Source organism: Pandoraea sp. NE5, assembly GCF_024363545.1.
GTDB lineage: Bacteria > Pseudomonadota > Gammaproteobacteria > Burkholderiales > Burkholderiaceae > Pandoraea > Pandoraea cepalis.
In genome coordinates, this window is the sequence record NZ_AP025517.1 from 2274871 (window position 1) to 2295838 (window position 20968).

The following is a 20968-nucleotide window of genomic DNA, read 5'->3' on the forward strand; positions in this document are numbered from 1 at the left end:
GAAAAGGCAGGAAAAAGTTGGCATTTTACTGCGAAAACCCATTCTCGTCGCCTAAAAAATGAGCAGGCGGTCCGATCGTTGCGCCGGGCAAGCCAGACACTCAGCCGCGCTGGCCGAACATCATCTGGCGGGCGAAGGCCGTTTTGAGCGGCGGGACAAGGTCGAGGCTCGCGAGGGCCACACTGCGCAGCAGGGCGACCGGGGCCGCGTCGATGCCGAAGACGCGAGGCAACAGGTCGGTGATGCGGATCGTGAGACCCCGGTCGGCGCGGCGCCGGCGGGCGAAGGCGGTCAGCGCCGTGGGGCTCGGCACGCCGGGGTGCGGCGTGCCGCCGCGAATGTCGCGAACGAGGGCGTCGGCCAGGTCGAAGGCGTCGCGCAGGCCGAGGTTCAGCCCTTGTCCCGCCACCGGGTGGAGCGTTTGCGCGGCGTTGCCGATGGCGGCGATCCGGCCGTCGACGACGTGGCCGAGCGCGTTGAGGCCCAGCGGGAAACCCGCACGGCCGACAATCGAGGTGAACCGGCCCATGCGGTCGCCGAAGGCGGCGTGCAGCTCGCTCAGGAACTGGGCATCGCCCAGTTCGCGCCGACGCTTCGCCTCGGCGTGCGGGCAGCACCATACCAACGCGTAGCCGTTTTCCTGCGGCAGCAGGGCCAGCGGGCCGTCCGTCGTGAAGCGCTCCCATGCCCATCCGATGCGTGGACGCTCGCAGGTGACGAACCCGACGAGGGCCGTCTGGCCGTAGTCGCGCGCATGAGGGCGCGCCATCTGACGCTCGAACAGCCCCCCTTCCGCATTGACGGCGAGCGCGGCGTGCAGCGTTTGCGCGCGATCGTCGACGGACGTGCCGAGGGTCATGGTGACCTGCTGTGCGTCCTGGCTCAGGGCGATGGCCCGGTACGGGCGGAAGTGATGCAGACCCGGTCGATCCGGTGCGGGCAACGCGTTGGACCCCTCCGGCGAGGCGGACGCTGGCGGCGGCGCGTGTTCGACGCGCCCGGGAACGCGCGACATGGCGGAGTCCAGTGCGCGCATCAGGGCGCCGTATCGCACCACGTAACCGAGTGCGGGGACGCCGTGATCGAGATAATCAATTTCCGTGCTGCCGAAGCGGCGCGCTTGCGAGACGTGAATATGTTGAATCGGTGAGCTGTCGAGCCCGGCCGCGTTGTGCGGCCAGGCGCCGGCGCGCGAGAGAATTTCGCGGCTGCCATGCGAGAGCGCGAGCGTGCGCGGGTCGTCGTACCCGGCCTGCGCGCCGCGCGCGTCGACCAGCGCGATCCGTAGCTGCGGCGCGCGCTGCGCGAGCAGAAGCGCGAGTGCCGTGCCGACCGGGCCGGCGCCGACGATCGCCAGATCAAACCGTCGCGCGTGCGCGTCGTCCGCCGCGTAGGCGGCGTGTGTGGAACCAGCGGGAACCTGAGCGTCAGTCATCAGCCACGCATCAGCGCTTCGATCTCGTCGGCATCGACCGGCACGTCGCGCGTGAGCAGTGTGCAGCCGTCGGCGGTCACGACCGCATCGTCCTCGATGCGAATGCCGATGTTCCAGTAGCGCTCGTCGATGTCCGGCGCGGGACGCACGTAGATGCCCGGCTCGATGGTCGTCACCATGTTCGGGACGAGCGTGCGCCACGGACGTTCGCCGTTCGGACCCTCCTCGCGGTACTCGCCGCAATCGTGGACGTCCATGCCGATCCAGTGCCCCGTGCGGTGCATGTAGAAGCGGCTGAACGACTTGTTGGCGATTACGTCGTCGAGGCCGCCCACCGCATCGTGTTTGAGCAGACCCGTGTCGAGCATGCCTTGGGCGAGCACGCGCACGGCGGCATCGTGGGGCGCGTCGAAGCGCACGCCCGCGCGCGTTGCGTCGATAGCCGCCTGTTGCGAGGCGAGCACGATGTCATACAGCTCGCGCTGTGCCGCAGTGAACTTGCCGTTGACCGGGAACGTGCGCGTGATGTCCGACGCGTAGCCATCGAGTTCGCAAGCGGCGTCGATCAGGCATAGATCGCCGTCGCGCAGCTTGGCGTCGCCGGCGCGATAGTGCAGCACCGTCGCATTGGCGCCGGTGGCGACGATCGAACCGTAAGCGGGGAATTGCGAGCCGTTGCGGCGGAATTCGTATAGCAGCTCGGCTTCGAGATGATATTCACGCAGCCCCGGGCGCGATGCCTTCATCGCACGCACATGGGCTTCTGCCGAAATCTTGCCTGCACGCGCCATGATGTCGATTTCAACCGGGTCCTTGACCAGACGCATCTCGTCGAGGATCGCGCGGATATCGCGCGCGGCAGACGGTGCCGACACGCCCGTGCGTCCTTGTGCCCGCACGGCGTTTAGCCACTGACGGACCTGACGATCCTGCTGCGCCGAAGCGCCGAGCGCATAGAACAGCGCCGGCGCGTCGGCCAGCAGTTGCGGCACGCGCGTATCGATCTCGTCGATGGGGTAGGCGGCGTCGAAGCCGAAGGTCTCGCGCGCGGCTTCCGGGCCGTAGCGATAGCCGTCCCAGATCTCGCGTTCTTCGTTCTTCGCGCGGCAGAACAGGATGGAATGACCCGTGCGGCTGTCGAGCACCACGACCGCATCGGGCTCCGTGAAGCCGGACAGGTAATAGAAATAGCTGTCGTGACGATAGGGATAGTCGCTGTCGCGGTTGCGCGGCACTTCGGGCGCGGTCGGCAGAACGGCGACACCGCCACCGGCCTTGCGCATCTGTTCGATGACGCGCTCGCGGCGGGCGCGGTACGGGGAATTAGTCATCGCGGGCTCCATTTCGGTCGGTTCGGTCGATTGAAAACGTCGTCAGGCGATTCTACTGCCGGGGGCGCCGTCGTGCCGGGCCCGCACGTCGGCGTTCAACGCAGCGAGTTGTGCCGGGGTGCCAACGTTTTCCCACAGGCCATCGAAGCGCTCGCCACTAACACGCCCGGCGGCGATCGAGCGCTGGTACAGCGGCGTGAGCGCCATGCGCGTGCCCGAGGCGATGTCGGCAAAGAGCCGGAGGTCGTACAGCGCGATGCTGCCGAACGTCAGCGCCTGCGCCGTGGGCGGGGCGGCCTCGGGGAGATGCAGTTGGCCAGCGGGGTCGAGGGCGAAGTCGCCTTTCGGATGAAACGGCGGGTTCGGCACCATCACCAGGTGCATGCCGGGCGCAGGCTGCGCGGCCATGCGTGCCGCATGAGGTCGCAACGCCGCGTAGTCGAACGAGGTGAAAATATCGCCCGCGATCGCCAGGAACACGTCGCCGGCGCCTTCGAGCAACGGGCGTGCGCAGGCGATTCCGCCGGCGGTTTCCAGGGCTTCGCGCTCGGCCGAGTAGGCAAGCCGAACGCCAAATGCGCGGCCGTCGCCGAGCGCGGCTTCGATCTGCGCGCCCAGCCAGGCGTGATTGATGACGATGTCTGTGAACCCCGCGCGCGCCAGCGCTTCAATCTGCCAGACGATGATCGGCTTGCCGCCGACACCGAGCAGTGGCTTGGGCGTGGCGTCGGTGAGCGGGCGCATGCGCTCGCCGCGCCCGGCCGCGAAGATCATCGCCTTCATTGCGGTCATGCGGTGCGCCTCAGAACGTGTAGCCGACATCCGTGCGCTGGCCGGTCAGTGCGTCGAGCAACTGGGCGAGCGGGCGGAGCGGCGCGTAGCGGTCGGCGACCTTGCGCGCGTAGCCGAGGAAGCGCGGCGTGTCGGCCAGATAGCGCGGCTTGCCGTCACGATAGTTGATGCGCGCGAAAATACCGAGCACCTTCAGATGACGCTGCAGCCCCATCCATTCCGCCTGACGGTAAAACTCGCCGAAGTCGGCGTCGACCGGCAGGCCGGCCTTGCGGGCGCGTTCCCAGTAATACGCCAGCCAGTCGAGCTGACGTTCCTCGTCCCAGCTGAGGAAGGCATCGCGCATCAGCGAGATCACGTCGTACGTGAGCGGTCCGTAGACGGCGTCCTGGAAGTCGAGAATGCCGGGACCCGTGGTGCCCGGCAGGCCCGGCATCAGATTGCGCGGCATGTAATCGCGGTGCACGAACACCTTGGGTTGCGCGAGCGCACTGTCGATGAGCAACTGATTGATGCGGTCGAGCGTCGCCCGTTGGTCCGCGCTCAGCGTTACCTTCAGGTGCTTGCCAACGTACCAGTCCGGGAACAGATCGAGTTCGCGCTGGAGCAGCGCCGTGTCGTAGGCGGGCAGCACGTCCGGGCGGGACTGCATCTGCCAGACGATCAGCGCATCGAGCGCGGCGCGCATGAGCGGGCGGGCATTGTCCTCGGTGATGACGTCGAGATACGTCTCGCGCCCGAGGTCCGTGAGCAGCAGGAAACCCTGCGCGAGATCTTCGGCGAGCACCTTCGGAGCCTGCAGGCCCGCGTCGGCGAGCAATTGGGCGACGTGCACGAACGGACGGCAATCCTCCTGCGGCGGTGGCGCGTCCATCACGATCAGGCTCGGATGCGCAGAATCGTGACTGCCGATACGGAAGTAGCGCCGGAAACTGGCGTCCGCGGAGGCCGGCGCCCACTGCGCCATGTCCAGCGCGAACGGTTCGGCGATGCTGGCGAGCCAGTGGCCGAGGGCTTGCAGGCGAGAATCGGTGGCGTTGGAGAGCGCGTGGGAAGCGTCGGAAACACTCGCGGAGGCGGCGGGATGTGCGGTCATGATGGGGGTCGTAAACGTCTTGCCATATAATACCCGATCATGTTTTCCAGACGCCCTGTTTCTCGACCTCGATCGACCGTCCCGAATGTCCCGGCAACGCCGTGCAGACATGCGGGATTGGCTGCCTGCAAGCGGCGCCTCGATTGTCACGCTGTTTGCGTACATGCCGGATAAACAAGTCCATACGAATGATGTTTCTTCGCTGCGGCGCCTGATGCGCGCGCGCCGAAAGCCACTGGCACTCCTGCTCTCCCTGCCGGGCGTGTGGTGTTCGCTCGCCGGTGCGCAGGAAGCCCCCCTCCCGATATTGCCAAGAGCGACGGATTGGTGTTGCGCACGGTGCCGGCGCTCGTCGACAACGCGTTGGGCGCCGGAGACGACGTGCCGATGTATGTGCGCGGCATGCACCTCACCGGCCGGACCAACGTGGATGCGACCGTCGATGGCGACGCCGAGGCGCGCAAGTACCGTTCGTTCGTGAAGGGCGATCGCCTCACGTACGATCAGGACTCTGACGAGGTCGTGGCGCGTGGCAATGCGCGCCTGTCGCAAGGGGGCAATCTGTTCCTCGGCCCCGAGGCGCATATGTACACCGGTGCGGGCGACGGCTATATGCTGACGCCGACCTACAAGCTCGTGACGGGCGGAGGCGGAAAGTCGGAGCGCGCGGACGTCGAGGCGAGCAACGTGGTGACCCTGCAGCGTGGCACGTATTCCGCCTGCGCATGCACGGACGACGGCAAGACGCCGGCCTGGTACATCAAGGCGTCCGAGTTCGAGTTCGATCAGGAACAGCAGGAAGGCACGGCGTACAACGGCATCCTGTTCTTCCAGGGCGTGCCGATCCTGGCCAGCCCGTATTTGTCGTTCCCGACGTCGAACGAGCGCCGCTCGGGTTTCCTGGCACCGACCTTCACTCAGTCGAGCCGCACGGGCTTCGAACTGGCGACGCCGTATTATTTCAATATCGCGCCGAACCGTGACCTGACGCTCACACCCCGCTTCATGACCAAGCGCGGCGTGATGCTCAACGGCGACTTCCGCTACCTCGAGCCGACGTACGCAGGGTTGTTCCATTTCGAATACCTGCCGAAGGACCGAATTACGGGGGACGCCCGTTACACGTTCACATGGCAGCATAGTCAGTCGCTCGGCTATGGCGTGAACGGCTACGTCAACTTCACGAAGGTTTCGGACGACACCTATCCCGACGATTTCGGTGCCGGCACCAACTTCCAGACCGGTGTGCAGCGTGTCTACAATCGCGAAGCCGGGTTGACGTGGAAGTACGGCAATTGGTCGTTCCTCGCCCGAGTGTTGAAGTATCAGACGCTCGCGCCGACCGCGCCGCAGTACGAGTCGGTGCCGGAACTGTCGGCGACCTACAACAAGCTTGACTTCCACGGCTTCGATTTCACGATGCCGATCAAGTACAACCGGTTCCAGATTGCGTCGTCGACGGGGCAGCCGAATGGCGAGCGCCTTTATGCGCAGCCGACGTTGAGCTACCCGATCCTGACCCCTGGCTACTTTATCGTGCCGAAGGTCATCTTCAACGCGGCCGCGTACAACATCGATTATGCAAGCGACTCGACGATGCAGTCGTCGATCACGCGCACGGTGCCGACGGTCAGCCTCGATACCGGACTGACGTTCGAGCGCCCGCTGAACCTGTTCGGGTCGGCGATGCGGCAGACGTTGGAACCGCGCCTGTTCTATGTCTACACGCCGTATCGAAATCAGAGTTCCATTCCGATTTTCGACAGCGCGGTTTCCGACTTCAACCTGGCGGAAATCTTCAGCGAGAACTCGTTCATCGGCGTCGACCGGATTCAGGATGCCAATCGCGTGACGGCGGCACTGACCTCGCGCCTGATCGATGCGGAGTCGGGGGTGGAACGAGGCCGTGTCTGGTACGCGCAGCGCTACAACTTCACACGCTCGCTCGTGACGATGCCGGGCGGCACGCCGGAAGACGCTGGCATTTCCGACTTCCTGGTCGGAGGTTCGGCATTGCTTTACCGAAACATCACGTTCAGCACCGCCGTGCAATACAGCCCGAGCACGTCGCAGTTCAACCGCTCGGATGTCGGCGTGACATGGCGCCCGGGGGAGCGACGGGTGTTCAACGTGTATTACCGCTACCTGCGAAACCCTGTGCCGGTCGTGGGACAGACCGCATTGACCGTCACACCGATCAATCAGGTCGAACTTTCCGGTCAGTGGCCGATCACACCGCGGCTGGGCGTTGTGGGGCGCCTGAACTACAGCATTACCGACAAGACCTTCATCGATGCCCTGGCGGGTTTCGAGTATGATGCCGACTGCTGGGCCTTCCGGGTGGGGCTCCAGCGCTATGCGACCAATGCCACCACGACAACTTCGCGTATCTTCGCGCAGTTGGAGTTAAAAGGCTTGACGAAGTCCGGCAACAGCGCCACAGAAGCCTTCAAGGTCGGGGTGCCGGGTTATCAGGCGCCGCCGACGAACCAGATTCCTTCTCGATTCAGCAACTATGAATGACATGTTTGTGAAGCGTGCCTCGCTGCTGGCGAGCCTGTGTCTCGCCGCCGGGGTGGCGGTGGCCCAGCCGGCGCCGGTCGGTAGCCGTGTCGCGGGGACGCCTGCATCGTCCGTGCGCGCGGTCGATTCCATCGTGGCCGTGGTCAACGACAGCGTGATCACCCGGAAGGAACTCGACGCGCGTATCGAGGAGGCCAAGCACCAGCTAGTGCTCGCCAAGCGGCCGATTCCGGACGCCGATCTGCTGCAGCGCCAGGTGCTCGAGCAATTGATCGTCACGCAAGTGCAGCTTCAGCGCGCGAAGGAAGACGGCATCGTCGTGAAGGACGCCGACGTCGAGCAGGCCCTGCAACGCATCGCCGCCGACAACCATCTGAGCATCGATCAGTACAAGGCGAGACTGTCGCAGGCCGGTGTGCCATGGGACGCCTTCCGCAAGGAAGTGCGCGAACAGATCGTGATGGCACGCCTGCGCGATCGCGAAGTCGACAGCCAGGTGCAAGTCAGCGATTCGGAAGTCAACACCTTCCTCGCCGCACAGCGCGGTGCCACGGCGACGCCGTCCGAAACCGAGTACCGCCTGAGCGAAATCCTCGTGAAGGTGCCCGAGGGCGCTTCGCCCGATCAGGTCAGTGCGGCGCAGAAGAAGGCGGACGAAGCACTGGACAAGGCGAAAGCCGGCGGAGATTTCGCAGCGCTTGCCAAGCAGTATTCGGACGCCTCCGATGCCGCGAGCGGCGGCGACATGGGCTTTCGCATTCCCGAACGCATTCCCGATCTGTACCTGAGCCAGATTCAGAAGCTGCAGCCAGGGACGGTGGTTCCGCAGGTGCTTCGCAGCAACAACGGCTTCCACGTCATCAAGCTGGTCGAGACCCGCAAGCAGGGCGGTGAGCAAGGCATGACCGTGCCGCAGATCCACGCGCGTCACATCCTGATCCGGGTGGGCGATGGTGTGTCGGAAGCGCAGGCGCGTCAAAAGCTGCTCGACATCAAGGCCAAGATCGAAGCGGGCAAGGGCGATTTCGCCGACTTCGCGCGACAGTTCTCGGCGGACGGTTCGGCATCGCAGGGCGGTGATCTCGGCTGGATCTCGCCGGGCGAGACCGTACCGGCATTCGAGCGCGCCATGTCCGAACTCAAGGACGGTCAGATCAGCGACCCGGTGCGCTCGGAGTATGGCTATCACCTGATTCAAGTGCTGGGTCATCGCGAGACGCAGGTCTCGGGCGATCAGGAGCGCAATGTCGCCATGCAGGAACTGCGTGGCCGCAAGGCCGAGCAGCAGTACCGCGACTGGTTGCAGCAACTGCGTGACAGTGCTTATGTCGACTATCGTCTCAATAGCGCGCAACAGTAAGCGGCGTGTGAGACATTTCAGTCCCCCTCTCTTCTCTCTCTCGTCCCAGGCATGACTTCCGACCGGTCCTTCGTCCTCGCCATCACCACGGGTGAACCGGCGGGCGTCGGGCCGGAGCTGACGGTGCAGGCACTGGTGAAGTGCCTGTCGCCCACGGAAGGTGCCACCGACGTCAGCGTCGACGCCCCCCTTCTCCGTTGCCAGTTCGCCGTGCTCGGCGATGCGTCGCTGCTCGCGGCACGTGCGCAGGCCGTGGGGCTCGGCGACGCCTGGCAGGCATTGCTGGCCGCTGCTCGCGTGCGTGTCGTCCACCATCCGCTCGCCGTCACGGCACAGCCAGGGAAGCTCGATGCCGCCAACGGTCGTTACGTGCTGGCCCTGCTCGACGATGCCATCGATGGTGCGCTGGCCGGCACCTATGACGCCATTGTCACGGCACCGCTACAGAAGAGCACGATCAACGATTGCGGCGTGGCCTTCACCGGCCACACCGAGTACCTGGCCGAGCGCACTGGCACGCCACGTGTCGTGATGATGCTGGCCGGCGGTGGACTGCGCGTGGCGCTGGCGACGACGCATCTGCCGCTCGCGCAAGTGCCGGGTGCGATTCGTCGCGACGATCTGCTGCAAACGCTCATCATCCTCAATCAGGATCTGATGCGTCATTTCGGCGTGACGCGTCCGCGCATTCTCGTCACCGGTCTCAACCCGCACGCGGGGGAATCGGGTTACCTCGGCCGCGAGGAAATCGACGTCATTACACCGGCCCTCGACGACGCGCGCGCCGCCGGCATCGACGCCCGCGGCCCGTATCCGGCCGATACACTCTTCCAGCCACGCCACCTCGAAGGGGCCGATGCGGTTCTCGCGATGTACCACGACCAGGGACTGCCGGTGCTCAAGTACGCGAGCTTCGGCGCCGGCGTGAACATCACGCTAGGCCTGCCGATCATCCGCACGTCGGTCGATCACGGCACGGCCCTCGATCTCGCAGGCACCGGGCAAGCCGAGAGCGGCAGCCTGCTTGAAGCCTTGCGTACGGCCGCCACCATGGCAGCCAATGCCGCGACACACGCATCATTGACCGCAGGCGCGAGCGGCGATCCGCACGCCGCAAAACCGCGTTCATAAGGAATTTCACATGAGTAGCGCATCGAAGCGCACGGGCGTCCAACAGGGCCACGTGGCGCGCAAACGTTTTGGTCAGAATTTTCTCGTCGACATGGGCGTGATCGACGCGATCGTCGACGCGATCTCGCCGCGCACCGACGACCTGATGGTCGAGATCGGGCCGGGGCTGGGTGCGCTGACGACGCCGCTCACGGAGTGGCTCGGGCATTTGCATGTGGTCGAACTCGACCGCGACCTGGTTGCACGCCTTACGCGCAAGTTCGGTGAGCGCGTAAGCGTGCATGCGGGCGACGCGCTCGACTTCGACTTTGGATCGCTTGTTCCGGCAGATCGACGCGACGAAGCCCCGCTGCGCATCGTCGGCAACTTGCCGTACAACATCTCCAGTCCGCTGCTTTTCCATCTGATGCGCTACGCCGCGCTCGTGCGCGATCAGCACTTCATGCTGCAGGACGAAGTGGTCGAGCGCATGGTCGCGCCCGCGGGGTCGAGCAACTACAGCCGGCTCTCGGTCATGCTTCAGTATCGCTACTGGATGGACAAGGTGCTCGACGTACCACCGCAGGCGTTCAATCCGCCGCCGAAGGTCGACTCGGCCGTGGTGCGGATGATTCCGCGTGCCGTGGCCGATCTGCCGCAGGTCGATCTGGACGTGTTCGGTGCGGTGGTGGCGCAGGCGTTCTCGCAGCGCCGCAAGATGCTGCGCAACACGCTGCACAGTTACCGCGATCGTGTCGATTTCGATGCGCTGGGATTCGATCTCACCCGTCGCGCCGAGGACGTTCCGGTCGACGAATACGTGAACCTCTCGCGTGCCATCAGTGGCGCCGGTTCACCAGGCTGATCCCGGCGAACACGAGCACGACGGCGCCCGCAAAGCGCCAGCCGACCGATTCACCCAGCACCAGCACGCCGAACGTCACGCCGAAGAGCGGGCTTAGGAACGAGAACGACGCGAGGCGGGCGGCGCTGTAGCGCGTCAGCATCCCGAACCAGATCAGGTAGCTGGCAAACGCCACGCCAATGGACTGGTAGGCGAGGCTGACCCATGTCGTGGCCGTCATCGGGCCGACGTGCACGCTGCCTGTCCCCAGTGCCAGTGCGCACAGTAACACGGCCGAGACGGCGAGTTGGTAAAGCAGCGTCTTCGACGGCGCGGCGCTTGCCAGGCGTGATGCCCGGACGATCACCGTCGTCATTCCCCAGAACACGCCAGCGAGGAGACCGAGCAGGTCGCCGGGCCATGTTTTCGCGAGGTCCGAACCGCTGCCGTCCGAGAACGCGACCACGATGCCGCAGAAGGCGACGGCCATGCCGAGCCATTGCATCGGCCGCAGCCGTTCGCTTGGCACCGTCCAGTGAAGGCCCATGGCGGTAAAGCAGGGAGCCGAGTACAGGAAGACGGCCATGCGCGAGGCCGTCGTGTGCGTCAGGCCGACGAAGATGCAGAGGAATTCCAGCGAGAAGAGCAAGCCCGCGAGGAGGCCCGCCGGCAAGGTGCCGTCGCCGGTGAAGAGCTTCTGACGGCGCCACAGCATCCAGCCGCCGACCAGCACGGTCGCGATCAGCGAGCGCAGGCCGGCTTGCAGCACGGGAGGCACGACCGGCACGGCCAGTTTGACGGCGACCTGCTGGCCGCCCCAAACCGCACATAGGCCAAACATGATGGCGAGCGCGGCGGCATCGATCGGACGCGGAGTGGTTTTCATGGAGTTGGTTCGGATGGCGACGTATCGTGAGCCCGATACGCTGTGTGGCTCATTGTCTCCGATCCCGGTCGCTCGGGCAGCATTCTGGTGCAGGTAACAGGGGTAATCCGGGAGGCATTGTTTCGTCTCGCGACATTATGTTTCCCTGTTCCACGGGTTTATTGCACATGGCCGTGGCGATACAATGCTCCGCGCGGGCCATGGTGCCTGCCTCCGCCGTCATTTTCCGCACTATTGCGCATGTACAAGAAAGGCTCCGCCGTCGAACTTCAGTTCTCCCCGTCACGACTCAACGACGGGGCTGGCGATCCGTACTGGATCGATCTCACTCGCGACGAGGCGCAAGCATTGCTCGCCGCACTGCAATCGCATCTGAGCCGGCCAGAACCCGTTGCCTCGGGGACCGAATCGCCGCTCGTGTTCCCCCTGTTGGATCCGGCGGCACCGCAGAAGACTGAAACGACGCAGGACGACGGTGCTGTGCGCGTCGTGTCCGGCGACACGGCGCCGGCCTACCGCCAATGGGTCTGTGTGATCTGTGGCTGGATTTACGACGAAGCGCTCGGCTGTCCGGACGACGGCATTGCCCTCGGAACCCGCTGGGAAGATGTGCCGGAAGACTGGCGTTGCCCGTTGTGCGACGTGGGCAAGGAGGACTTTGCGATGGTGGAGTTCTGACGCGTCGGGCCGGTCTGCACGAAGGTAGCCGGCACGCTGTTGTGTCATCCGGGTAACGGCCGCCGCAAATGGGCGGCCGTTACCGCATGGCGCGCGGACTGGCGGGCTTTACAAGCCGCCCTTGGCCGAATGCTTCTGGATCAACTCGATCTTGTAGCCGTCCGGATCTTCGACGAAGGCGATGACCGTGGTGCCGCCCTTGACGGGCCCGGCTTCGCGGCTGACCTTGCCACCGGCCGCGCGGATCGTGTCGCAGGCGACGTAGGCGTCGTCGACTTCGATCGCCAGATGGCCGAACGCGGTGCCGATTTCGTACGTCTCCACGCCCCAGTTGTAGGTCAGTTCAAGCACCGTGTGTTCCGACTCGGCGCCATAGCCGACAAAAGCCAACGTGTACTTGTACTCGGGGTTCTCGCTCTGACGCAGCAGTTGCATGCCAAGCACACGCGTGTAGAAATCGATCGAGCGCTGCAGGTCGCCGACGCGCAGCATGGTATGGAGCATTCGCATGATGTTTTTAACCGATGGGGACAACGAGAACTCGATTGTACCCGCGCGCATGAAAATGAGCTGCATTCACGCAGCGTTGAGCCATGCTAACGATCAGACGTGACCGTGCGGTCAGAATTCCGGTAGCCACTCGGGCGCATGCGACTTGAGCGTGTCGCGTGCCGACTCGAACTCCGGGAAGATCGACGCCACGGCTTGCCAGAAACGAGGCCCGTGGTTCATCTCCTTCAAATGCGCCAGTTCGTGCGCGACCACGTAATCGATCACACCCAATGGGAAGTGGATCAGCCGCCAGTTCAAGCGGATACGCCCGTCAGCGCTGCAACTGCCCCATCGCGTCGTGGCCGATGACAGCCCCAGCGCCGAATGACGCACGCCGAGCCGCTCGCCATAGACTTCCAGCCGCGTCGTAAAGAGTTTGCGGGCCTCCTGCTGCAGCCAGCCCTGCACGCGGTCGCGCATCTGCTCCGGCGCGGCTTGCGGCGGCAAATCGAGCCACAACGTATGCGTATGGATGTCGTACTGTGCAGCGCGAGCGCTCGCGCCGAGCCGAATCGTCAGCGTGTGGCCGAGGAACGGCAGCGTGGTGGCGTCGGCCCAGATCACACGCGGAATCACACGACGTGCGGCGCGGTCGCGAAATTCGGCGATCTTGTTGAAGATCCAGCGCTTCTTCTCGACCACGGCGGCTTCGACGTCCGCGAGCGTGACCCAGCGCGGGGCCGTGACGGCCAGTCCCGATTCGTCGATCATGAACCCGATGGTGCGTCGTGACGAGCGCTTGAACCGGTAGTAGATGGCATGGCCGTCGAGCACGATCACCCGCTCGCCGGCGGCGGGCAGGCGACGCGGCCCCGGGGCCGCCGACGTGGGTTCATGGCGCGTGCTCGTGTCGCTGGCCGAGGGGCTCTGTGTGACGGAAGGGGCTGGCACGTCCGTGGCCACCCCATTCGCTTCGGCCGCCGGGTTGCCGAACAGATCGAGTTCCATCTGGGGAACAGGTGTCTCATGCCGGGAGCGAGTGTCGCGCATAGCGGATTGGACTTTCGACATGAGACGGTTCCGGGAGATGGCGTCAGGTCCGTGGCGTGGTGTCGGGCTTGTCCGACGAAGCGGGGGAATCCGCCGATTGGGACGCGGTCTTCACCGGCTTTGCCGTATAGGCACTCGGGTCGATACGCACCATCTCGCGCTCGATCCATTCGGTTACGTCGGCGTTGACGGCCTCGGCCGTGCGGCCCGCCGTCTCGATGACCGGCCCGATCGATACGATCACTTCCCCGGGTTTTTTCATGAACGTGTTGCGCGGCCAGACGCGTCCGGCATTGTGCGCGATGGGCACCACAGGCGCGCCGGTCGCCGTTGCGAGACGCGCGCCGCCCGACTTGTACTTGTTGCGCGAGCCCGTCTTCGTGCGGGTGCCTTCCGGGAACATGATGATCCACGATCCTTGGGCCAGGCGCTCGCGACCCTGCGCAACGACCGACTGAAACGCATCGGTGCCTTTGCTGCGATTGATGTGAATCATGCTGAGCAGGCCCAGCGTCCAGCCGAAGAATGGCACGTAAAGCAGCTCGCGCTTGAACACGAAACACAGCGGGCGCGGCATGAGCGCCGGCAGCGCAATCGTCTCCCAGGCCGACTGATGCTTCGACAGCAGGACCGCGGGTGTATCCGGCAGATTCTCCCATCCGATGACCCGGTAGCGCATGCCACACAGCTTGTCGCCCACCCAGATGACCACCTTGCACCAGCCTGCCGCGACCCAGTAGCGTTGCACGCGCGAGAGGAATGGGAAGGAGACGATGCACGCGATGGCGTACGGAATCGTCCAGACGATCTGGAAGATGAAGAAGAGAATCGAACGAAGTTGCAACATCGGATCTTGGCCTGAAATAGGGTGCCGGAGCGATTGTCCTACGCGCGCCGACGCGCGTCCTGGGTAATGTGGCGGGCAAGCGCCGCGCCGCTCACGCGCTCTTGGCGTCCTCTTCGGCGAGCAGGTCGTTCACAAACGCCTGCAGGCTGTCATGCACACGCGTGCCTTCGGGCAGATTACCTGCGGCGAGCGTCTTTTTGCCCTTGCCGGTCAGCACCAGATGCGGGCGTGCGCCGACCGCCGCCGCCGCCTGCAAATCGCGCAGCGAATCGCCCACGGCCGGCACGCCGGTCAGGTCGACTTCGTAGCGGCGCGCGATTTCCTGAAACAGGCCGGGCCTCGGCTTGCGGCAGTCGCAGGCGTCGGCGGCGGTGTGCGGGCAGAAGAACACGGCGTCGATGCGGCCACCGGCGGCGACGGCCAGCTTCGACATCTTCGTGTGCATTGCGCCGAGCGTCGCCATGTCGAACAGCCCGCGCCCCACGCCCGACTGGTTCGTCGCCACGACGACCCGGTAGCTGGCCTGATTCAGGCGGCCGATGGCTTCCAGACTGCCGGGCAACGGTACCCACTCATCCGTCGACTTGATGAACTGATCCGAGTCGGCGTTGATGACGCCGTCGCGGTCGAGAATCACGAGCTTGCGGGCGGCGGGGCCGGGGGTGCGGTCTTTACGCGAATCCATGACGAACAGGCTTCCGGGACATTAAGCCGCAATCAAGCGGCGAGCTTCGAGAGATCGGCCACGAGGTTCATCTTCAGATGCAGATGGCTGAGCAGGGCGAGGCGATTGTTGCGCAGTGTCTCGTCGTCGGCCATCACCATCACGTCGTTGAAGAACGCGTCGACCGCATCGCGCAGGTCGGCCAACGCCGACAGCGCTTGTGCATACTCGTGCGCCCTGAACTTTTCATCCACCACGGGGGTGACCTTGTCCAGTGCGGCGGCAAGTGCTTTCTCGGCCGGCTCGATCAGCAGCGACGCCTCGATGACGCCCTCGGGCGGCGGCGCCGTCTTCTTGAGGATGTTGCCGATACGCTTGTTCGCGGCGGCAAGCGCGTCGGCTTGCGGCAGCGCCGAGAACGTACGCACGGCCTCCAGGCGCTCGATCACATCGCTCAGGTCCAGATAGATCGACGGGGAAACCAGCACCGCCTCGATCTCGTTGGCGGCGTAGCCACGCTCACGCAGATAGCCCCGCAGGCGATCGAGCACGAACTGGTAGACGTCGTTCAGGTACGCGTCGCTGGCGACACCCGACGTAAATTGCTGGTAGGTCACGTTCAGCAGATCCGACAGCATGACCGGCAGGCGCCGCTCGACGAGCATACGCGCGATCCCGAGCGCATGGCGGCGCAGCGCGAACGGGTCTTTCTCCCCGGTCGGTTGCAGGCCGATGCCCCAGATGCCGACGAGCGTCTCGAGCTTGTCGGCCAGCGCCACGAAGAGACCCGTGTCGCTCGCGGGCAGGGCATCGCCCGCGAAGCGCGGCTGATAATGCTCCGAGCAGGCGCGCGCGACGTCTTCGGCTTCGCCGTCGTGCCGCGCGTAATACGTGCCCATCGTGCCTTGCAGTTCCGGAAACTCACCGACCATATCGGTCAGCAGGTCAGCCTTGGCCAGCAGGGCGCCGCGCTCGGCCAGCGCCACGGCGTTCTGGTCCGCGCCACGGATCATCTGCGCAATGGCACCGGCCAGTCGCACCAGACGTTGCGTACGCTCGAACTGCGAGCCCAGCTTGTTGTGATAAACGACGTTCGCGAGCTGCGGCACACGGTCCGCGAGCGGCTTCTTCTTGTCCTGCTCGAAGAAGAACTTCGCATCCGCGAGACGCGGGCGCACCACACGCTCGTTACCGGTGACGATCTGCTCGGGCGTGTCGGTGGCGATGTTGGAGACGATCAGGAAACGGTTCGTGAGACGGCCGCCCTCGGCGAGCGGCTTGTCGGTGAGCGCGAAGTACTTCTGGTTCGTCTGCATCGTGAGAATCAGACATTCCTGCGGCACCGCGAGAAATTCTTCTTCGAAGTGGCAGGCGTAGACCGCCGGCCATTCGACGAGAGCGGTCACTTCGTCGAGCAGTGCGTCGGGCATGATCACATGATCGTTGCCCGCCGCGTCAAGCAACTGCGTGCGAATCGCATCGCGGCGATCCGCGAAACCGGCAAGCACCTTGCCTTCGGAGGCGAGGGTCGAGGCGTAAGCGTCGGCGTGCGCGACGACGACGTCGCCGTTCGACAGGAAGCGATGTCCCAGCGTCTGGTTGCCCGAGGCGAGCCCAATCGCCGTGGCGGGCACGACGGTGTCGCCATGCAGCGCGATCAGGCCGTGCACCGGGCGCACGAATTGCACCGTCTCGCCGTCCGGACGCTGGTAGCTCATGACCTTCGGGATCGGCAGTTTGCCGAGCGTCTCGTCGAGCGCCCCTTGCAGCGCGTCGCCCAGTTGGGCGCCCGCCGCCGTGTAGGTGTGGAAGAATGCCTCGGCCTTGCCATCCATCGCGCGCTCCAGGCGGGCGACCGGCAGGTCGGCAAAGCCCATGGCGGCGAGCTTCTTCGCCAGCGGTGGCGTCGGATTGCCGTCGGCGTCGAGGGCGACGGAGACCGGCAGTACCTTGGCGCGGATGGTCGCGTCCGGGGCGCGTTCGAGCACGTTCGAGATCGAGACGGCCAGGCGTCGCGGCGTGGCGTACGGCGTGACGACGCTCGCGTCCGTGGTGAGGCCGCGCGAGCGCAGGCCGTTGGCAATGCCGTCGGCGAACGCGTCGCCCAGACGCGCCAGCGCCTTCGGCGGCAATTCTTCGGTCAGCAGTTCGACCAGCAGGGTGCGTTGTGCGGTGCTCATCATGCGGCTTGCGTTTGGGTTGGGGCGGCGGGGGCGTTCAGCATCGGGAAGCCGAGCTTCTCGCGCGAAGCGTAGTAGGCCTGTGCGATCAGGCGCGACAACGCCCGGATACGGCCGATATACGCGGCACGCTCCGTCACCGAGATGGCGCCGCGCGCGTCGAGCAGGTTGAACGTGTGGGCGGCCTTCAAAATCATTTCGTAGGCGGGCAACGCGAGCTCGGCTTCGATGAGGCGCTTGGCTTCGCTCTCATAGTTATCGAAGAAACCGAACAGCATCGGTTGATTCGAATGCTCGAAGTTGTACGTCGACTGTTCGACTTCGTTCTGATGGAACACGTCGCCATAGGTCAGGCGACGCGTGACGGGGCCCTCGGCCGTTTGTTCTTCCCATTCGGTCCACACGAGGTCGTAGACGTTCTCGACCTGTTGCAAATACATGGCCAGACGCTCGATCCCGTACGTGATTTCGCCGAGCACCGGCTTGCAGTCCAGCCCGCCGACTTGCTGGAAATACGTGAACTGGGTCACTTCCATGCCGTTGAGCCACACCTCCCAGCCCAGGCCCCAGGCGCCGAGCGTGGGGTTTTCCCAGTCGTCTTCCACGAAGCGCACGTCGTTTTCGGTCAGATCGAGGCCGAGCGCGCGCAGCGAACCCAGGTACAGGTCGAGAATGTTCTCCGGCGCCGGCTTGAGCACCACTTGGTACTGGTAGTAGTGCTGCATGCGATTCGGATTCTCACCGTAACGGCCGTCCTTGGGACGGCGCGACGGCTGCACATAGGCGGCGCGCCACGGCTCCGGGCCGATCGCGCGCAGGAACGTGGCAGTGTGCGAGGTACCGGCGCCGACCTCCATGTCGTAAGGCTGGAGCAACGCACAGCCTTGCTTGTCCCAGTAATCCTGCAAAGTCAGGATGACTTGTTGAAAGGTAAGCATGATGAATTCGCGCGGACGAACAGAAAAAATGCGGATTTTGCGCAGTCTTTTGGCCCGGCCGCGAGCGCGGCCAAAAGACTAAAACATTGAATTTTAGCGGGAATTCGACCCGAACGGGGCGTCGATGCCCTTCGGGTAGCCCGACAGGGGGATTTTCACGGTCCCCCGCGTCATTTCGATGTCGCCGGTGCGACGTCGGCTCGACTCAGCGCGCCCGGCGCGACATGGCCAGTCCGAGGCCCAGCGCGATCAGAGCGAGCCCCAGCGCGGGCAGGTTGCCGAAGCGGACGTATGGCGTGAGGCCGCTGTAGGGCTGTACGCTGCCCGTGAGAGCGCCCGTGGTCATCGTTGGCAGACGGCCCTGTACGCGGCCGTGGGCATCGATGATTGCCGTCGTGCCGGTGTTCGTCGCCCGCAGCATCGGACGTCCCGTTTCGAGCGTGCGCATGCGCGCAATTTGCAGATGCTGGTCGAGCGCGATGGTGTCGCCGAACCACGCGAGGTTGGTCGAGTTGGCGAGCACCGTCGCGGGCTCGGGCATGCTGCGCAGCGTCTGGGCGATTTCCTCGCCAAACAAGTCTTCGTAGCAGATGTCGAGCGCCACGCGCTGGTCGGCGACCGCGAAGCCGCTCGGTGTGGCCGTGCCGCGCAGAAAGTCGCCCAGCGGGATGTGCATCATGTCGACGAACCAGTGAAAGCCCCACGGAACGAATTCGCCGAATGGCACGAGATGGTGCTTGTCGTAGCGGTGCAGCGTCGCGTCGCGCGGTGTGACCCCGAACAGGCTGTTGGTCAAGTCCGTCGGGCCGCGATCGGTGAGCGTGGCGCCGACGGCCCCGAGCACCACGTGCGAGCCAGTGCGATCGGCGAATTCGCGGATCGGGCCGGCCACATCGGGCGGTATGCCTTGCAGCAACACGGGGAAGGCCGTCTCCGGCGTGATGATGAGGTCCGCCGGTGCGGCCACGATCATGTCGCGATACAGGGCCATCGCATGATCGATCCCCGCGCGCTCGAATTTCATGTCCTGCGCGATATTGCCTTGCAGCAGCCGAACGGTGAGCGGCTTGCCCGACGGGGTGGTCCAGGCGTGGCGCGCGAGCCCGGCACCCGCGCCGAGCAGCGCCAGCACACCGACGACCGCCGCCAGCCGCCGGGCGGGCCCAGGCTGTGGTGTCGTGCCGGCGACGGGAAGCACTGCGCGGGCGAGCCAAGCCGCCGCGAGTGCGGCGAGTCCGCCAATGCCGTAGACCCCGATGAGCGGCGCAAAGCCTGCCAGTGGGCCATCGACATGGGCGTAGCCGGGCGACAGCCACGGGAAGCCCGTGAAGACGGTGCCGCGCAGCCATTCCGCGAGCGTCCATGCCCCTGCGAACGCGAGGGTACGCCACAGGCCGCTGGGGGACACCCCACGCGTGATGAACGTCGCCAGCGCCGGATAGATTGCGAGATAGATCGAGAACAGCAGCACGGCTGCACCGGCCATGATGCCGGGCATGCCGCCGTACGTATGCATGCTGATATAGAGCCACCAGATGCCCGACGCGAACGACGCGACGCCGAAACTGCCGCCCAGCCAGAGGGCGTCGCGGCGCGACGCGCTGCGCTCGACGAGCGCGAACAGCCCGGCCATGGCAAGCAGTTGCAGCCACCAGACGTCGCGCGGCGCGAAGGCGAGGGTCTGGGCGATACCGGCCAGGCCGGCGAGCGCGCGGGCACGCCAAGCGGGCCACGAGCGCCGCTCGGGCGCGTGGAGGGTCATTTCCTGCATGGGTCGATGTAGACGTTGATCGGAGCGTGAGTCAAGACGTCAGGCAGTCGGATCGGCGCCAGCCGTTTCCATGCGCCGCAACAGCAGCACGTGAATCTGACGGCCGTCGGCACGCAGCACTTCGAACACGAGATTGCCCAAACGCATGCGCTCGCCACGACGCGGCACTCGGCCGAACTGGTGCGTGATCATACCGCCGATCGTGTCGTTCTCGGCGTCAGTGAACTGCGTGCCGAACGCCTCGTTGAACTGCTCGATCTCGGTGAGGGCACGAATGCGATATGTGCCGTCGGGCGCGGCAATGATGTTGTCTTCTTCCTCGTCGAAGTCGTACTCGTCCTCGATATCGCCGACGATCTGTTCGAGCACGTCTTCAATGGTGATGAGGCCGGCCACGCCGCCATATTCATCGACGACGATGGCGATGTGATTGCGATTGACGCGGAAATCGTGCAGCAGCACGTTAAGACGCTTCGACTCGGGAATGAACACCGCCGGGCGCAGCATGTCGCGCACGTCGAAGTCGTGATTGGCGTAGTAACGCACCAGATCCTTCGCGAGCAGAATGCCGATGATGTTGTCGCGATTGCCTTCGTACACCGGATAGCGCGAGTGCGCCTGTTCCAGCACGAAGGGGACGAACTCGTCGGGTGTCTGTTCGATGTTGATGGCGTCCATTTGCGCGCGCGGCACCATGATGTCGCGGGCACACAGGTCGGCCACCTGGAATACGCCCTCGATCATCGCCAGCGAATCGGCGTCCATCAGGTTGCGGGCGTGGGCGTCTTGCAGAATTTCAAGCAGCTCCGCACGCGACTCCGGTTCCGGGGAAATCAGATCGGTGAGGCGTTCGAGCAGCGAGCGGGGTTTATCGGTGTTTTTTCGACCGGGTCGACTGGGATATGGGTCGTTCATGACGGCGCGTCCAAGGTGGGCGGACGCCGAGCTGTTACAGGAAGCTCAAGGATACA

General features: G+C 65.0%; 18 protein-coding genes. 5 read left to right on the plus strand and 13 right to left on the minus strand.

Going from position 1 to position 20968, the window contains the following annotated elements; genetic code table 11:
* Positions 1-100 precede the first annotated feature (100 nt).
* From PanNE5_RS10415 to PanNE5_RS10430, 4 genes are read right to left on the minus strand one after another with little or no spacing between them, the layout of a single operon-like run.
* Positions 101-1435, minus strand: coding sequence for a UbiH/UbiF/VisC/COQ6 family ubiquinone biosynthesis hydroxylase (locus PanNE5_RS10415; protein ID WP_261939716.1), 1335 nt, complete (start codon positions 1433-1435; stop codon positions 101-103).
* A complete protein-coding gene (locus tag PanNE5_RS10420; RefSeq protein WP_410007574.1) occupies positions 1435-2778 on the minus strand; it encodes an aminopeptidase P N-terminal domain-containing protein in 1344 nt (447 codons plus the stop codon). The genes PanNE5_RS10415 and PanNE5_RS10420 overlap by 1 nt, the downstream gene beginning before the upstream one ends.
* Positions 2779-2808: 30 nt before the next feature.
* Positions 2809-3549 (minus strand): N-acetylmuramate alpha-1-phosphate uridylyltransferase MurU, encoded by a 741-nt coding sequence (gene murU / locus PanNE5_RS10425; RefSeq protein WP_039830606.1) that lies wholly within the window; start codon positions 3547-3549, stop codon positions 2809-2811.
* Between the two features lie 19 nt (positions 3550-3568).
* Positions 3569-4654, minus strand: a complete 1086-nt coding sequence (locus PanNE5_RS10430) for an aminoglycoside phosphotransferase family protein (RefSeq protein WP_261939718.1) — start codon at positions 4652-4654, stop codon at positions 3569-3571.
* 327 nt (positions 4655-4981) lie between these two features.
* Here PanNE5_RS10430 and PanNE5_RS10435 point away from each other — a divergent pair, with 327 nt between their 5' ends.
* Genes PanNE5_RS10435 through rsmA form a run of 4 tightly spaced genes read left to right on the plus strand, consistent with a single transcriptional unit; the run spans position 4982 to position 10512 of the window.
* Positions 4982-7177 carry an LPS-assembly protein LptD gene (locus PanNE5_RS10435; RefSeq protein ID WP_261939833.1) on the plus strand — a complete coding sequence of 732 codons (2196 nt, stop codon included), beginning with the start codon at positions 4982-4984 and terminating at the stop codon, positions 7175-7177.
* The gene (locus PanNE5_RS10440; protein WP_017235201.1) at positions 7170-8537 is read left to right on the plus strand and encodes a peptidylprolyl isomerase; all 1368 of its coding nucleotides are present in this window, start codon (positions 7170-7172) and stop codon (positions 8535-8537) included. Before PanNE5_RS10435 ends, PanNE5_RS10440 begins: the two co-directional genes overlap by 8 nt.
* Positions 8538-8588: 51 nt before the next feature.
* Complete coding sequence (pdxA, locus tag PanNE5_RS10445) at positions 8589-9668, plus strand: 4-hydroxythreonine-4-phosphate dehydrogenase PdxA (RefSeq protein ID WP_017235202.1); 1080 nt, start codon at positions 8589-8591, stop codon at positions 9666-9668.
* Between the two features lie 10 nt (positions 9669-9678).
* Complete coding sequence (gene rsmA, locus PanNE5_RS10450) at positions 9679-10512, plus strand: 16S rRNA (adenine(1518)-N(6)/adenine(1519)-N(6))-dimethyltransferase RsmA (protein ID WP_261939719.1); 834 nt, start codon at positions 9679-9681, stop codon at positions 10510-10512.
* Here rsmA and PanNE5_RS10455 read toward each other — a convergent pair.
* Positions 10487-11377, minus strand: a complete 891-nt coding sequence (locus tag PanNE5_RS10455) for a DMT family transporter (protein WP_130027072.1) — start codon at positions 11375-11377, stop codon at positions 10487-10489. The two genes, rsmA and PanNE5_RS10455, sit on opposite strands and share 26 nt — an antisense overlap.
* A 240-nt stretch (positions 11378-11617) precedes the next feature.
* On the opposite strand from PanNE5_RS10455, the gene PanNE5_RS22945 reads away from it, so the two are divergent.
* Positions 11618-12055: a rubredoxin gene (locus PanNE5_RS22945; RefSeq protein ID WP_017235205.1), complete on the plus strand. Its 438-nt coding sequence runs from the start codon at positions 11618-11620 to the stop codon at positions 12053-12055.
* 108 nt (positions 12056-12163) lie between these two features.
* Here PanNE5_RS22945 and gloA read toward each other — a convergent pair whose 3' ends face one another.
* The 8 genes from gloA to PanNE5_RS10500 form a co-directional block, all read right to left on the minus strand.
* Entirely contained in the window at positions 12164-12565 is a 402-nt protein-coding gene (gene gloA / locus PanNE5_RS10465) for a lactoylglutathione lyase (RefSeq protein WP_261939720.1), read from the minus strand.
* A 111-nt stretch (positions 12566-12676) separates the two neighbouring features.
* Positions 12677-13555, minus strand: a complete 879-nt coding sequence (locus PanNE5_RS10470; protein WP_017235207.1) for a M48 family metallopeptidase — start codon at positions 13553-13555, stop codon at positions 12677-12679.
* Between the two features lie 85 nt (positions 13556-13640).
* Complete coding sequence (locus PanNE5_RS10475; protein ID WP_261939721.1) at positions 13641-14444, minus strand: lysophospholipid acyltransferase family protein; 804 nt, start codon at positions 14442-14444, stop codon at positions 13641-13643.
* A gap of 91 nt (positions 14445-14535) precedes the next feature.
* Positions 14536-15129: a D-glycero-beta-D-manno-heptose 1,7-bisphosphate 7-phosphatase gene (gmhB, locus tag PanNE5_RS10480; RefSeq protein WP_017235209.1), complete on the minus strand. Its 594-nt coding sequence runs from the start codon at positions 15127-15129 to the stop codon at positions 14536-14538.
* Between the two features lie 32 nt (positions 15130-15161).
* On the minus strand, positions 15162-17291 hold the full coding sequence (gene glyS / locus PanNE5_RS10485) for a glycine--tRNA ligase subunit beta (protein WP_017235210.1): 2130 nt from the start codon (positions 17289-17291) through the stop codon (positions 15162-15164).
* Positions 17288-18226 carry a glycine--tRNA ligase subunit alpha gene (glyQ, locus tag PanNE5_RS10490; RefSeq protein WP_017235211.1) on the minus strand — a complete coding sequence of 313 codons (939 nt, stop codon included), beginning with the start codon at positions 18224-18226 and terminating at the stop codon, positions 17288-17290. The genes glyS and glyQ overlap by 4 nt, the downstream gene beginning before the upstream one ends.
* 205 nt (positions 18227-18431) lie before the next feature.
* Positions 18432-19988, minus strand: coding sequence for an apolipoprotein N-acyltransferase (lnt, locus tag PanNE5_RS10495; RefSeq protein WP_261939722.1), 1557 nt, complete (start codon positions 19986-19988; stop codon positions 18432-18434).
* A 48-nt stretch (positions 19989-20036) separates the two neighbouring features.
* Positions 20037-20912: an HlyC/CorC family transporter gene (locus PanNE5_RS10500; protein ID WP_017235213.1), complete on the minus strand. Its 876-nt coding sequence runs from the start codon at positions 20910-20912 to the stop codon at positions 20037-20039.
* Positions 20913-20968 lie beyond the last annotated feature (56 nt).

Excerpts from the sequence above, each read along its gene's own strand:
- PanNE5_RS10455 (WP_130027072.1), bottom strand. The coding sequence starts at position 11,377 with ATGAAAACCACTCCGCGTCCGATCGATGCCGCCGCGCTCGCCATCATG.
- glyS (WP_017235210.1), bottom strand. The coding sequence starts at position 17,291 with ATGATGAGCACCGCACAACGCACCCTGCTGGTCGAACTGCTGACCGAA.
- PanNE5_RS10420 (WP_410007574.1), bottom strand. The coding sequence starts at position 2,778 with ATGGAGCCCGCGATGACTAATTCCCCGTACCGCGCCCGCCGCGAGCGC.
- PanNE5_RS10430 (WP_261939718.1), bottom strand. The coding sequence starts at position 4,654 with ATGACCGCACATCCCGCCGCCTCCGCGAGTGTTTCCGACGCTTCCCAC.
- gloA (WP_261939720.1), bottom strand. The coding sequence starts at position 12,565 with ATGCGAATGCTCCATACCATGCTGCGCGTCGGCGACCTGCAGCGCTCG.
- glyQ (WP_017235211.1), bottom strand. The coding sequence starts at position 18,226 with ATGCTTACCTTTCAACAAGTCATCCTGACTTTGCAGGATTACTGGGAC.
- PanNE5_RS10470 (WP_017235207.1), bottom strand. The coding sequence starts at position 13,555 with ATGGAACTCGATCTGTTCGGCAACCCGGCGGCCGAAGCGAATGGGGTG.
- gmhB (WP_017235209.1), bottom strand. The coding sequence starts at position 15,129 with ATGGATTCGCGTAAAGACCGCACCCCCGGCCCCGCCGCCCGCAAGCTC.
- PanNE5_RS10415 (WP_261939716.1), bottom strand. The coding sequence starts at position 1,435 with ATGACTGACGCTCAGGTTCCCGCTGGTTCCACACACGCCGCCTACGCG.
- pdxA (WP_017235202.1), top strand. The coding sequence starts at position 8,589 with ATGACTTCCGACCGGTCCTTCGTCCTCGCCATCACCACGGGTGAACCG.
- PanNE5_RS10475 (WP_261939721.1), bottom strand. The coding sequence starts at position 14,444 with ATGTTGCAACTTCGTTCGATTCTCTTCTTCATCTTCCAGATCGTCTGG.
- murU (WP_039830606.1), bottom strand. The coding sequence starts at position 3,549 with ATGAAGGCGATGATCTTCGCGGCCGGGCGCGGCGAGCGCATGCGCCCG.
- lnt (WP_261939722.1), bottom strand. The coding sequence starts at position 19,988 with ATGACCCTCCACGCGCCCGAGCGGCGCTCGTGGCCCGCTTGGCGTGCC.
- PanNE5_RS22945 (WP_017235205.1), top strand. The coding sequence starts at position 11,618 with ATGTACAAGAAAGGCTCCGCCGTCGAACTTCAGTTCTCCCCGTCACGA.
- rsmA (WP_261939719.1), top strand. The coding sequence starts at position 9,679 with ATGAGTAGCGCATCGAAGCGCACGGGCGTCCAACAGGGCCACGTGGCG.
- PanNE5_RS10500 (WP_017235213.1), bottom strand. The coding sequence starts at position 20,912 with ATGAACGACCCATATCCCAGTCGACCCGGTCGAAAAAACACCGATAAA.
- PanNE5_RS10440 (WP_017235201.1), top strand. The coding sequence starts at position 7,170 with ATGAATGACATGTTTGTGAAGCGTGCCTCGCTGCTGGCGAGCCTGTGT.